Annotated in this window: 10 protein-coding genes; 5 read left to right on the forward strand and 5 right to left on the reverse strand. The window is 68.2% G+C overall.

All coding sequences use genetic code 11. The features are described from left to right. Nucleotides 1–19 precede the first annotated feature (19 nt). Both prf1 and EPL00_RS20445 read right to left on the reverse strand, forming a co-directional pair. Nucleotides 20–1,261 (reverse strand): peptide chain release factor aRF-1, encoded by a 1,242-nt coding sequence (gene prf1 / locus EPL00_RS20440; protein WP_135854792.1) that lies wholly within the window; start codon nt 1,259–1,261, stop codon nt 20–22. Nucleotides 1,262–1,391: 130 nt separating this feature from the next. After that, entirely contained in the window at nt 1,392–2,450 is a 1,059-nt protein-coding gene (locus EPL00_RS20445; RefSeq protein WP_162224285.1) for a hypothetical protein, read from the reverse strand. A gap of 127 nt (nt 2,451–2,577) precedes the next feature. On the opposite strand from EPL00_RS20445, the gene minD reads away from it, so the two are divergent. Further along, nucleotides 2,578–4,440: a cell division ATPase MinD gene (gene minD / locus EPL00_RS20450; protein ID WP_162224286.1), complete on the forward strand. Its 1,863-nt coding sequence runs from the start codon at nt 2,578–2,580 to the stop codon at nt 4,438–4,440. Between the two features lie 42 nt (nt 4,441–4,482). Then, complete coding sequence (locus tag EPL00_RS23700) at nt 4,483–4,638, forward strand: hypothetical protein (RefSeq protein WP_202932723.1); 156 nt, start codon at nt 4,483–4,485, stop codon at nt 4,636–4,638. Here EPL00_RS23700 and argS read toward each other — a convergent pair whose 3' ends face one another. The 3 genes from argS to EPL00_RS20465 form a co-directional block, all read right to left on the reverse strand. After that, nucleotides 4,639–6,399, reverse strand: a complete 1,761-nt coding sequence (gene argS, locus EPL00_RS20455) for an arginine--tRNA ligase (protein ID WP_135854790.1) — start codon at nt 6,397–6,399, stop codon at nt 4,639–4,641. A gap of 78 nt (nt 6,400–6,477) precedes the next feature. Next, nucleotides 6,478–8,541, reverse strand: coding sequence for an outer membrane protein assembly factor BamB family protein (locus EPL00_RS20460; RefSeq protein ID WP_135854789.1), 2,064 nt, complete (start codon nt 8,539–8,541; stop codon nt 6,478–6,480). A gap of 200 nt (nt 8,542–8,741) precedes the next feature. Continuing rightward, nucleotides 8,742–9,497: a creatininase family protein gene (locus EPL00_RS20465; RefSeq protein WP_135854788.1), complete on the reverse strand. Its 756-nt coding sequence runs from the start codon at nt 9,495–9,497 to the stop codon at nt 8,742–8,744. A gap of 438 nt (nt 9,498–9,935) precedes the next feature. Between EPL00_RS20465 and EPL00_RS20470 the strand changes: the two genes are divergently transcribed. The 3 genes from EPL00_RS20470 to EPL00_RS20480 all read left to right on the forward strand — a co-directional run bounded on the left by EPL00_RS20470 (nt 9,936) and on the right by EPL00_RS20480 (nt 12,889). Then, entirely contained in the window at nt 9,936–11,582 is a 1,647-nt protein-coding gene (locus EPL00_RS20470; protein WP_135854787.1) for a hypothetical protein, read from the forward strand. A gap of 2 nt (nt 11,583–11,584) precedes the next feature. Continuing rightward, nucleotides 11,585–12,529 (forward strand): PH domain-containing protein, encoded by a 945-nt coding sequence (locus EPL00_RS20475; RefSeq protein WP_135854786.1) that lies wholly within the window; start codon nt 11,585–11,587, stop codon nt 12,527–12,529. A gap of 213 nt (nt 12,530–12,742) precedes the next feature. Continuing rightward, nucleotides 12,743–12,889, forward strand: coding sequence for a hypothetical protein (locus EPL00_RS20480; protein ID WP_162224287.1), 147 nt, complete (start codon nt 12,743–12,745; stop codon nt 12,887–12,889). The last annotated feature ends 367 nt before the right edge of the window (nt 12,890–13,256 follow it).

The raw sequence follows: 13,256 nt of genomic DNA on the forward strand, positions 1-13,256 counted from the left end.
GGACGCGAAGACAGAGAGTTTACACGCCGGTCGAGTACCGCAGAATCCCGGCGACGCCGCCGAACGCCGACTGCAACTGCTCGCCCTTCTCGAAGTCGGTCGAGATAAACTTCGTCTCGGTGCCCCGCTGGTCGGCGATGTTCATCAGGAACTCGATGGCGTCCTCGCGCTCGTCGGCTTCGACCTCCGACCCGTCCTCGCAGGTGTGAGTGGGCGTGTCTTGGCGCTGGTCGACGAACTCGTACTCCTCTTTGTCGCCGCAGTCGTAGACCACCACGTCCTTCCGGAGGTCCTCGCTGAGGAGCAGTCGGTCTACCGACCCCATGACGAGGTTCTGGCGAGTCGGCTCGAAGCCGTAGGTCGCCTTGTTGCCGTCGTGGAGCTGTTTGAAGAACTCCTCCATCTCGTTCTTGTCCTTCATCACCTCGGCGTCGGCCAGCGCGTCTTCGGCGTTGTCCACGAGGTCGTAGAGACCAGACTCGTCGGTGTAGGCCACGTCGAACTTGCCCAGCACTTGGTCCTGAAGCTCGTGGTGGAGGTAGTCGCCGTCCAAGAACTCGTCTTTGGTCGGCGAGGGACCGCCGACGAGGACGCCGTCGAGTTCTCCTCGCTTCGGGACGAACAGGTCGTTGGCCATCTCGGCGACCTCCTGATAGAAGTTGTCGATGGCTTCGAGTCGCAGGCGGGCGAAACGCTGGGCGGACTGACCACCTTTGCGCTGTTTGCCCGGCACCAGCGACGAGGCCGATTTGACTGGTTCGACCCGCTTGCCCTTCAGCCACCCGACGTTGGCCTCGCGCCGGTCCAAAACGATGAGTCCGTACAGGCCCTTGTCGGCCAGCATGCCCTCCAGCGGTTCGGTGAGGAACGCCGAGTCGCAGTGGTAGCGGAACGACTGGACGGGGTCCGGCGGGTTTTCGAGGACCTTCGTGACCATCTCGGTCCGGCCGCCGCCCGAGTCGATGGCACCGCTGAAGATGACGATGCCGTTGTCCGGCGGGTAGGTGTCGTAGTAGCGCAGGCGGTCCTTGATGGACGTGAGCGCGTCTTGGACGTTCGTCCGGGTCTGCTTGGACTTGATGTTGCTCGCTTCGCTATGCTCCTGAGTGACGTGGGCGACCACGTCGCTAATTTGCTTGTCCGGCGGGATGTAGATAGTGACGAGCTGAGTCCCGGAACCCTCGTAGTCTCGGAGGTCCTCGATGACCTTCTGGAACTCGTACTTTTTCCTGTCGGACTGCTCGCCTTCCTGCTCGCTCATTAGGACGTTCTAGGCTAGCCAGAGGGTAAGTAACCTTTGCATACAATCGTCGTGTATCGAACGTGGATTCCCGGACGACGCCGGTTAGCCGCTCTACGGCCGACGATCGCGTTCCCGTCGGGGACCGACCTCAGTCGTCGGAGTCGGCGGTCGTCGCCAGTTCCCGCTCCTGTTCCTGCGAGGAGGTCGTGAACGGCGTAATCGCCGCGGTGCGCTGGGCGACGACCGAGATGCGCAACACGAACGCGAACAGGATGGCCAGCGGTGCCGCCGCGAGCGTGATGGCGACCGGCACGACCACCGCGAGCGTCGTCGGCGCGAGAATCGGTTGCGTCGAGGCCGCGAACACGAGCAACATCGTCAGCGCCGTCAGTTCCGCCGGGATGCCGACGTAGAGCAACATCCGCGAGAGGTACGCGAGTTCGTCCTGCAGGTACAGCGTCTTGAAGTACTGGCGAGCCACGTCCAACTGCTGGATGCGGACGATCAGTTCCTCGAGGAGGTCGTCTAGCTCGTCGGAGAGCGCGTCGCCGTACGTCGTCTGGATGTCCCGAATCCGGTAGATCTCTTGGGAGTAGTTGGTCTTCAGCGTGACCGACAGCGCGTTGAACAGGCCCACGTCGGACCGCTCCAAGACGCGTCTGGCGTGCCCGATGTTGCGCTCGGTGTCGTCCAGAAACGCCGAGAGCTGTTCGGCCGCCTCGTCGTCGACCACCTCGTCGGACTTCTCGTCGGCCGACTCGACGCTCTGCTGGGCGCTGTCGAGAAGCATCTCCAAGAAGTCCGAGGGCGTCACCGGAGCCACCCCCTCGGTCAGGGTCTCCTCGACGGCTTCCCGGTACTCGTTGACGCCCTGTATCTCCTCGCGGAGGCCGCCCGGCGAGTTGAGGTGCTGGGAGATGACCAGTTGGTTGATGGAGAGGACGATGGTAATGAGCGTGAGGTTCCCGCCGATGAGCGCGCTGAAGATGTAGAACAGCGGGACCATCTGTTCGTGTGTCATCCCGAGGAGCAGTTCGAGCGAGAGGAAGAAGACGAGGAACCCCGAGAGCAACGCTCCGGCGATGACCGTCCGCTTCTCCAACAGGAAGAACCACTCGAAGGGGTTCTCCAGCACCGAGCCGAGACCGTTGCTGAGTTGCGGAAACGTGTACTCGTCGGCCGAACCGTCGTCGCTCGCCTCCGCCATCCTTGTCGCTCCTCGGGTCGGAACGCGGTTGAATACTTCGGCCACCCGACGCGACCGGGCCGAAAGTGTCGTCGCTCACGGACTAACTTTATATGCGTGTCATGGTTCGATTGGGACAACGAGTATCATGTCCGACACGGTATACGCGATAGCGAGCGGCAAAGGAGGTGTCGGGAAGACGACGACCGCCATCAACCTCGGGGCGATGCTGGCCGACCGCGGTCACTCGGTCGTCGTCGTTGACACCGACCTCGGGATGGCGAACCTCGCAGACTTCCTCGACTTCGAGATAGAGACGCCGACGCTCCACGAAGTGCTGGCGGACGAGACCGACTTCGAGGAGGCCGTCTATCGAGCGCCGGGCGACATCGACGTGCTGCCGAGCGCGACCGACATCGAGGCGTTCGTCAAGTCCGACCCCGCGAACTTGCAGGGGGTCGTCGAATCGCTCCGCGACGAGTACGACTACGTCCTGCTGGACACGGGCGCTGGCGTCAGCTACGATACCCTCGTGCCGCTGGCGCTGGCCGACGCCGTCTTGCTGGTGGCGACGCCGGACGTTGCCTCGGTCCGGGACACCGCCAAGACCGGCGAGTTGGCCGAGCGCGTCGAGACCGCGGTCCGGGGCGCGGTCCTGACCCAGCGCAGTAGCGACATCCTGAACGCCGACGACGTAGAGGAGACCCTCGGTGCGGAAGTCCTCGCGGTCGTCCCGCAGGACGAGGCGGTCCCGATGGGCATCGACGCCGGGCGACCGCTCGCCGCGTTCGCGCCCAACGCGCCCGCCGGGCAGGCCTACCGGGACCTCGCCGCGATTCTGACCGGCGTGGCCGACCCCGACCCGGAACTGGAGGCGAACGCCGACGTGGAACTCGACCCGGACGCCGAAGTCGAACCGGACGCCGACCCCGACGAGACCGAGGCCGAACCGTTCGAGATGGCGGCGACCGACGCCGCCGCTGACGCCGCATCGGTGGACACCACTTCCTCGGACGCCGACCTCACCGCGTCGGACTCGCCGGACACAGACCGTACCGAACCCGATTCGCCGGACACCGACCGTACTGCGTCCGACTCACCGGACGCGAGCGGCCCCGAAGACCCGCTCAGCGCCGACGCCGCCCAGAACGTCCGGGACGCGCTCGGCGACGAGTCGGGCGGCGACGCGGACGCCCTGTTCGGGAGTGAGTCCGAAAGCGGCTCCGGGAGTGAGTCTGAGGGAGGGTCCGGAAGCGAGTCGGGAGGAGAGTCGCCAGTCGCCACCGACTCGCGGGACGCCGACGGGTCGCCGGACGACGCGACCGGTGACTCGTCGGACACCGGCGAGGCCCGGAGCGTGGACGACCTCATCAGCGAACACATCAGCGACGAGCGACTCGGCGCGGGCGGTGACGACCCGCTGGCCGCGAGCGACGACGCGTCCGAGGGCGGTGACGACCCGGACGAGAGCGCGGCGAGCGAAGGCGCGGGCGACGAGGAGAGCGTTCCCTTCGGGAGCGACGGCCCGCTGGCTGGCGGTAACGAGGACTCGGCCGAGAGCGCCGAGAGCGACCCGCTCGCCACCGACGACTCACTGGCCGACGACCCGCTGGAAGACGACGGCCCGCTGGCCGCCGGAGCGGACGCCGAGTCCGTCGTGGCGGCCGACTCCGAGAGCGACCGAGGAGACGGGTCGGACGACGCGACCGGGAAGTCCCCCGGTGGAGCGTCGGCCGACGGGAAGTCGGCCGGACGGAGAGCGACCGAGGAGAAGTCGGCCAGCGAGGAGTCGGTCGGCGACGAGGAGGGCATCCCCTTCGAGACGCGCGGTCGGGACGGCGAGAACCCGCAGAACCCGCTCGCGGACGAGGCGCGGGGCAACAGTGCGTCGGCGGAGAGTCCCCGAGACGCCGACGACGCCGACGGTTCGGACGACGACGCCGACGGTTTGGATGACGAGTCCGACCGGAGCGGCGGCGTGTTGGGTCGCATCGGCTCGCTGTTCAAATGACGGCGCGAACTCATAAGGTGCTTCGCGGTGGAACGTATCAGTATGGCAGACGATACCGCGGTTCCGTTCTGGTGGATACTGCTCTTCGTGTTACTGGCGCTCGGAGCGGGCGCGGGAGCGGTTCTGTTCGTCGGCGGACAGTTGGTATCGGTCGCGGTCGGAATCGGCGCGAGCGCGGGAGTCGCGCCCCCGACGTGACTACATCGACCGCGGCGCGGCGACGCCCAGCACTTGCAGGGCGTTGCCGACCGCGTGCTTCGACGCCGCGACCAGCGCGAGGCGGGCGTCCCGCAGGTCGTCGTCAACGTCGTCGGAGAGGACCTGACACTCCCGGTAGAAGGTGTTGAACGTCTCGGCGATGTCGCGCGTGTAGGTCGCCACGACGTGAGGTTCGAGGTCCTCGGCGGCCTCCTCGATGACGGCGGGGAACCGCGCGACGACCTCCAGCAGTTCGCGCTCGGCCTCGGTCTCCAGCAGGGAGGCGTCGAACGAGTCGGGCGCGGTCCGGAGTCCGGCCTCGTCTAAGATGCCGCAACAGCGCGCGTGGACGTACTGGACGTAGGGCGCGCTCTGGGCCTCGAAGTCGAGCGCGCGGTCCCACTCGAAGGTGATGGCCTTGGTGGGTTGCTTGGACACGATGTCGTAGCGGACCGCGCCGATGCCGACCTGCTCGGCGATGCGCTCCACGTCTTCCTCGGTCAGGTCGTCGTCGCGGATGCGGTCGTCCAGTCTGGTCTCGACCTCGTCGCGGGCGCGGTCGATGGCCTCGTCCAGCAGGTCGTCCAAGTCGATGCCGGTGCCCGCGCGGGTGGACATCTTCCCCTCCGGGAGGTTGACGTAGGAGTAGATGACCTGCCGCAACTGGTCAGTGTCGTTGCCCAGCAGGTCGAGCGTGGCGTTCATCTGGCGGGCCTGTAGCTTGTGGTCCTCGCCGAGGACGGTGACGGCCCGGTCGTAGTTGTCGAACTTCCACTCGTGGTGGGCCAAGTCGCGGGTCGCGTAGAGGGTCGTGTCGTCGGAACGCAGGAACACGAAGTTCTTCTCGATGCCGAACTCGTCCAGTTCGAGTTGCCACGCGTCCTCCTCGTAGACGGCCTCGTCCAGTTCCTTCAGGCGAGCGACTACGTCGTCGGCCGCGCCGTTGCGGAGGAAGCGCGTCTCCTTGACGAACTCGTCGAACTCGGCGGGCAGGCGGTCCAGACTCTCGCGCATCCCGCCGAGGACGGTATCGACCACTTCTCGGACGCGCTCGTAGGTCTCGTCGTCGCCCGCTTCGAGACCTTGCATGATGGCCTGAATCTCGTCCTCGGCTTCTTCGACCTCGTCGGGGTCGGCGTCTTCGAGGAAGCGGTTACCCTTCCGGTAGTAGCGCACGAGGTCGTAGTCGGCCTTGTCGCGCTCGGGGTCCGAATCGAGGTCTGCCTCGTCGAAGGTCTCGTAGGCCCACGTAAAGACGGCCATCTGGCGGCCCGCGTCGTTGACGTAGTAGTGGCGGTCAACGTCGTGGCCCGCGAACGAGAGGACCCGCGCCACGGCGTCGCCGACGATGGGGTTGCGCGCCCGGCCGACGTGGACCGGCCCGGTCGGGTTCGCGGAGGTGTGTTCGACCACGACCCGCTGGCCGGTGGGTTCGAGGTGCCCGAAGTCCTCGCGCTGGGCCTCCTCGACGGTGCCCTCGTAGTAGGCGTCGCTCGGTACGAAGTTGACGTACGGTCCCTGCGCCGACGCCTCCTCGATGAGGTCGTACTCGCTCGCGTCGATTTCGCCCGCTATCTTCCCCGCGACCTGCGGCGGCGGTGCGCCCTCCTCGCCAGCGAGGCGGAACGCCGCGCTACTGGCGAGGACGGCCTCGACGCCCTCCGGCGGGTCTTCGACGCCGAGGTCGTCGGTCGGGAGGTCGAGCGCTTCGAGTGCGGAGACGAGCGCGTCCTCCACGTCGTCCCGGAACTGGAGATACATGTTACTCTGTGGTTTTCGACCGGGGGGTAAATGGGTTTCTGAACCGTGTTACTCCGTCCACGCGGACACGTTTCGCCGTCACCGCCGTCCGGGGCGGGCGGTCTCCCGGACGGCCCACCGGAGCGCGTCGGCGAGTTCGAGCGCCGAGTCCCGCCCGTCCAGTAGGTCCCCCGAATCGTCGGTCAGCACGTCGTCGGGCAGTAGTTCGGCGGCGATTCCGACGAGGAGTCCGATGTCGGACTCCTCGCCCGGCCCGTCCTCCCCGAACGCGCCGGACTCCTCGCGGCACGCCGCCGCCAGTCCCCATCCGCCGACCCGGACCTCGCCGTCGGCGAGAAAGACCGTCTCGGCCGAGAGCGCGCCGTGGACGACGCCAGCGCGGTGGGCGCGGTGGACCGCCTCGGCCGCGTCCGCGAGCGCGTGGGCGAGGTCGGCGGTCGGGAGGTCGGCGGCGCGGTCCGCGAGCGTCGCGTCCACCGGGTCGGTGGCGACCCACGGCACCGGGTCGCCGTCCCACGCCCGAACGCCGAGGAGGCCCCGGCAGTCGAGGTCCGCCCACGTCTCGACGGCCGCTTCGAAGGCGTCTGCCGAGAGCGCGTCCGGGTCGAAACTGGCGAGCGCGACGCGTTCGCCCGTCGGACTGCGCGCCTCGTGGACCGTGGCGCGCTCGAAGTCGGCGAGGAGGTCGCCGAAGTCGTAATCCGCGAGCGAGGAGTCGGCGGTCTCGTCGGTCAGGTCCTCTTCGTCGCGGGCGGGGCGCTCGCGGCGACGGCGGTACGCCGCGGCCGACAGCGCAGTGGCGAACAAGCCGCCGACGCCGAGACCGAGCGGCGACGAGACCGTCCGATAAGCGTCGTAGACGGGCGTCGAGTCGGGGGCCGAGAGCGCGTAGAGGGTGCCCTCCTCGGTGGCGAGGTAGACCGCATCGTCGGCGACCTGCGGCAACCACCGCGGGTGGCCGGAGTAGCCGAAGCGCCACCGGAGGCGACCGCGTTCGGCGTCGAGTCCGTAGACGGCGTCTCCTCTGCTGTCGGCGACGACCGTCCCGTCCGCGACGCCAGCGACGTAGACCGGGGCGTCAGCGCCGGTCGAGAACGTCCACCGGCGGGTCCCGTCGGCGGTGGAAACGGCGTGGACGCCGCCGACCGTACCGACGTACCCCGTCGAGTCGGCGAACTGCGGCCACCCGACGACGTTCTCGCCCGCGGCGTATCGCCAGCGTTCGGTGCCGTCGTCGGTCGAAATCGCGCGGAGGGTCCGTCTGTCCCCGAGATACGCCGTGCGTTCCAGCACGGTTCCGGGGAACCCCGTCGCGTCCGTCTCGGGGTCGAAGCGCCACCCGAGCGCCCCGTCGGCGCGGTCGAAACCGTACAGTTCTCCCTCCTCGGCGTCCCACGCGAGGACTCTTTCGTCGGTCACGCCAGCGACCGAGAAGTGGCGGGCACCGTCGGCCGACCGGTCGGCGCGCCAGCGCAAACTCCCGTCGGCGGCGTCGAGCGCGTAGACGAGACCCCGAATCGTCCCGGCGAAGACGGTGCCACCGTCGAAGCGCGGCCGGAACCAGAGCGGGTCGTCCGGTTCGAATCGCCAGCGTTCCTCGCCGTCGGCCGCCGCGAGCGCAGTGAGGCCCTCCTCGCGGACGAGGACCGCTTCGGGCGTCACGAGCGACACGTCCACGTGGCCCGCCACGACGCCGGTGTCGCCGAAGTAGCGCCACCGCGTGTCGCCGTCGGCGGCGTCGAGCGCGCGCAGACCGGTTTCGCCCTCGACGTAGACCGCGCCGTCGCCGGGGTAGACCTCGACCGGCACGTCCGACTCGACGCTGGCTATCGAGCGCCGCCAGCGTTCGGTGCCGTCCGGCGAGAACCCGGAGACGCCCGTCGGCGTCCCGAGGTAGAGCGTCTCGTCGGCCGCCGACCACTTCGCGAGCGGGCGCTCGCTTTCGGTCTCGACGGCCCACCCGACCTCGGGGGTCGGCGCGAGCGGGTGGTCGGGCACGGCGTCGGTCGCGTTCCCGAGCGCGCCGTCGCCGAGGCCCGCGAGACGTGCCGAGTCGGCCGACGCGGCGCGTCCCGAACTCGCGGCCGCGACGAGTCCGCCCGCGGCCCCGAGGAGCGTCCGTCTGGTCGGCGAGTCGTCCATCGTCCCGGTCGTCTCGGCGATTCTACATCTATTTTACTGTCGCACCCGCGGATAGAAAGCCGACCGGCGGGGCGCGGCGAGTGCGGTCGGCGTCGGTCGAGAGGAGGTCGCCCGCAAGTCGAGATAGCAGGAAGAGTGTTTAAAATACTTCTACTTATCTATAACACTTGTATAGATTGTTTAAAAGTTGGATAAGATTGCTACGACGGCTCGTCCATATCCGATTCGATCGCGTCGAGGATGCGCTCGGTCGCGTCGGCGACCACCTCCTCGACGAACTCGGGGTCGGCGTTCGTCGGGTCGCCCCACCCGCCCTGCTCGGTGAGGTCGTCGAAGTACGCGAACTGACGCGCCTCGTACTTCGCTTTTCTGGTCTGTGGCTCTTTTTTCTCCTCGCGCACGAGGTCCGGGTGGAACAACTCCACGACGCTGATCTCGTGGTCGCCCGCGTGGCCCCACTCGTCGCCGAACTCCTCCTCTAGCTGGTCGCGGGCGTAGTCGGTCCAGTGGACCGGATAGACCTCGACGCCGTGGTCGCGCTGGATGCGGTCGGCCGCGAGTTTCATCGGCGACCGGTTGCCGCCGTGGCAGTTGACGAACACCAGTCGGTCGGCACCGTGGGCCGCCATCGACTCGCCGATCTCCTCCAGCACCGACTGGTACGTGTCGGCCATCAGCGTCACCGTCCCCGGATAGTTCATGTGGTGTTCGGAGTAGCCGTAGGGGAGCGTCGGCAGGCGGACCATCGAGCAGTCGCGGTCGGCGGCGGCTTCGACCAGTTCCCGCGAGAGGTTCTCCGCCCGGAGCGTGTCCACCGTCACCGGGAGGTGCAGCGAGTGCTGCTCGACGCTCCCGAGCGGGACGACCGCGAAGTCGGCCTCCTCGATGGCGGTTTCGGCGTCCTCCCACGTCATGCTTCCGAGGTCGTACTCGTCGTAGTCGAGCGAGACAGTCATCGCGTCGCCCCGGTCTGGCCGCCGACGAGTGTCGTGCGCAGTGCTATCATAGTAGTGAACGCATCAACCGACGAGGACGATTCACATCAGGATTCCGGTGGGTCGAATCGACGGGAGCGTCGCGCCCGTCGTTCCGACTCGTTCTGCCGCACCTGTCGTTCCGACTCGTTGTGTCGCGCCCGTGACCCGACACGTTCGGTTGCACGCTACTGTTTGGCTCGCCGCCGTGAGACCGTGGCACGAGGAGTGAGAGGCCGTCGTCGCCGCGGCGGAGTCGGTCCTGCCGACGACCGCCGAGTCGGCGTGAACACGACGCCGGAGCGGGCATCGGTCGAACCGCGGTGGTCCCGGCGACCGAGGGCGGAGCCGCGAGGGTCCGGGGTTGTATCCGCCGCTTCGGGACGGGATTTTATTAGCCGGGGGCGAACACACCCATTCGTGTTTCGGCAGTTCGACCGGTTCTTCCCCGCGCTCGCGGTCTGGTTCGTCTGCTCCCTCCTCGCGGTCGGCGGCGGCGTCGCCGTCGCGAGCGGCACCGAAGGCGGACCGCCGAGCGACGCCGCGCCCACCCGCGTCGCACCGACCGACCTCGCGTCTTGGGAGGACTCGACAACCCACGACGAGGAGGCGACCGGCGCGGCCAGCGCCGTCGCCGCCCGGACCAGCAACGCCACGACGACCGAGAACGGGACGACCGACGGTACCTCGACGACCGACGACACGACCGGCGGGACCCCGACGACCGACAGCACCCCGACAGCCGACGGCGGCACGACCACCGACGCCACGACGACCGAGAGCGGGACGACCGACACCGCTCCGACGACCGACGACACGACTGCCGCGAGCGAGACCGAGACGACCGCGACAGCGCGCCAGAACGGGCGTTCGACGCTGGTCGTCGCCGGTCTCGACGCCCCCGAGCGCGTCCGCCGAGGAGCGACGTTCGCGGTGACCGCGACCGTCACCAACCGGGGCGAGGGCGCGGGGACCGACCCCGTCGGCTACGCCTTCGGCGGCGAGACGGTCTCCTCGCGGGACGTGTCGCTGGCGGCGGGCGCGTCGCAGAACGTGACCTTCGAGCTTTCGACCGACGACCTCGGGACCGGCAACGAGTCGGCCGCCGTCGGGACGTACGTCCACGGCGTTCGAAACGAGTCCGGGGCGGGCGTCGCCCGGCGGATTCGGGTGAGTCCCGACGTGGACCTCCGCGTCGAGGAGTTCGACGCGCCGGTCGAAATCTCGCGCGGCGGGTCGTTCGTCGTCCTCGCCACCGTCTCGAACCCCGCGGACATCTCGGTGACGCGCCGGGTCGCCTACCGGTTCGAGGGCGAGACGGTCGCCGACAAGACGCTCACGGTCGCGGGCGGCGAGCGCGAGCAGGTCGCGTTCGCGGTCGATACCGCGGCGATAGCGGCCGCGGGCGTGGAACTAGGAAACGGGACGACCTACGACCACGCCGTCGTCGCGGACGGCGGCGAGCGCGACGGCGACGCGGCCCGCATCGTCGCCGGACCGAGCGGGGACGCCTCGGCGCTGGCGGTCGAGGAGTTCCGAGCCGCCGACGACCTGCGCGAGGAGGGGCGAGTCTACGCGAACATCACGGTTCGAAACGTCGATACCGTCCCGTTCGAGGGGCAACTCGCCTATCGACTCGACGGCTCGGTCGTGACGACCGACCGGGTTGAGGTGCCGGTCGGCGAGCGCCGGACGGTGCGTTTCGTCGCGGACTACGCGGCGGTCGAGCGCGCCGCCGTCCCGGTGTCGAGTCGGAACACCGACCACGGCGTCTGGGTCGGCAACGACTCGCTCGCCCGGCGACCGCTCACCGTCGAGGCTCCGGTCTCGACGCCCGCGACGACGGCCGCGGCTACCCCGGCGTTCACGGCGACGACGACCGCGACGACCGAGGCGGTCACGACCAGCGAACGGACGGGGACCGTCTCGACCACGACGCCGACGACCTGCGAGCGCGGGTTCTTCGCGCGCTGTGGCGGAACGGTGTTCGGACAGACGACGCTGACGCTGATCGGCATCCTCACGTCGGCGTTCGGAATCGTCTACGAGATGCTACAGGGGAGCTAACCGTGGCGCGAGGTCTCCCCGCCGTCTGGAGCGCGGTGTTCGGCGGTCCGCTAATCGGTGCTGGCGTCTACCTGTTCGGCTTCCAGTCGTCTCTCCCGATAGTGCAGAACCAGCCTCACGCGCCGCCGCTCGCCGGACTCCTGTTGGCGGCGTTCGGCTGTTTCGTCGTCGGACTCGGCGCGTACGTCCGGTACGTCGGTGCCCCCGAAGCGCCCCGGATGCGCGAGGCCGAGGAGATACTCGACCAGCGCGACCCCGCCCAGCGAAACGCGCTCGCCGAGACGTTCGTCTCGATGCCGATTCTCGGCGGCGGCGGCTACCTGCTGTACTTCACCGAGCGACCGCTCGTCTACCCGACGGTGGCGCTCGCGGTCGGGTTCTACCTCTTCTCGCGGGGCATCCACCGCTACTGGCGCAACACGCTCACGACCTACTACGTCACCAACCAGCGCGTGTTAGAGGAGTACCGGTTCGTCTCGCTGGTCCGCGACGAGGTGCCCCTACAGAAGGTGCGGGGCGTCCAAGAGCGCCGGACGGTCTGGGAGTCGCTGTTCGGTCTCGGTCACGTCGCCGTCCGGTCGGGGGCCGCGAGCGGACTCACCGTCTCGGTGGACGGCATCTACGACCCGACCGAGTTCGCGGACCTCGTGAGAGACGAACTCGCCCCCGAGGTCTCCTCGGACTCGAAGCGCGCAAGCGAGACCGGCGAAGCGAACGGGAACGGAGACGAGGGCGAGACCGGCGACGAACTCGCGGCCGCGGTCGAACAGACCGCGGCGAGGACGGACCGGCGAGAACCCCACGCGGGAAGAAACGCCACCCGAGGCGAGGCGACCCGAACCGACCGAGGGCAGGGCCGCACGGAGAGCGTCCGTCGGTCGGTCTCAGACGGAGCGGAATCGGACGGCGACGGTGACGACGACTCGACCACGGAAACCGCCGAGTAGTGGGTTTCACGGCGCGGCGAGGACCGGACGACCGAGCGATTGTGTATCGAACCTACCTCGAAGCCGACTCTACGTCGAGACGACCGCGTTCGGCGGCGTTGTCTACCGGTCTGTGTTCCTATCTTCAGTCCTGAACCATTCTTTCTTCTCTTATAAATAAATTCTATAGTGGGGGAAATTTTTAATACAGATGGTTTCAACTATGAGGTTGCAATGTCCGTTGCAATTCAATCGAACGACGACGAATCGCTGCGCACCGAAGTCGAAGCCGAGTACAAGCACGCCGACCACGACGTGCCGGACGAGAGCAAAGCTGGCCTCCCGTCCGCCTCGATGTACAGCTTCGAACACTGTTGCTGACGACGCGGGGGACCGCCCCCTAATTCGGACCGAACTTCGTCGGGGACAGGTACGCCGACGCGAGACGTACCGTTCTCCGTCCCCGTGACGCGGTCGGCCGAGCGTGCGGTCCGCCAGACGGTGCGCGCTCGGTCGCTCGTTCCGCGAGACGACGACAACTGCCGATGGTACTTCCTCTCGAAATGGTACGACGCTACTGCGTCCGAGGTCGCCGAGACCGGGGCGCTCGAATCGCTACGAATCGACCTCGAACACCGACGGTGGCCGCACCGAAGCCCACCTCCACTCGGTGGTGTCTCCCGATAGCGGGTCGCCGACAGACGCCGGGCTACCGACGGACGCCGGTCGCCCGCCGACGACCCGAGGA

The sequence above is a fragment of the Halorussus salinus genome (genome assembly GCF_004765815.2).
GTDB classification, from domain to species: Archaea; Halobacteriota; Halobacteria; order Halobacteriales; family Haladaptataceae; genus Halorussus; species Halorussus salinus.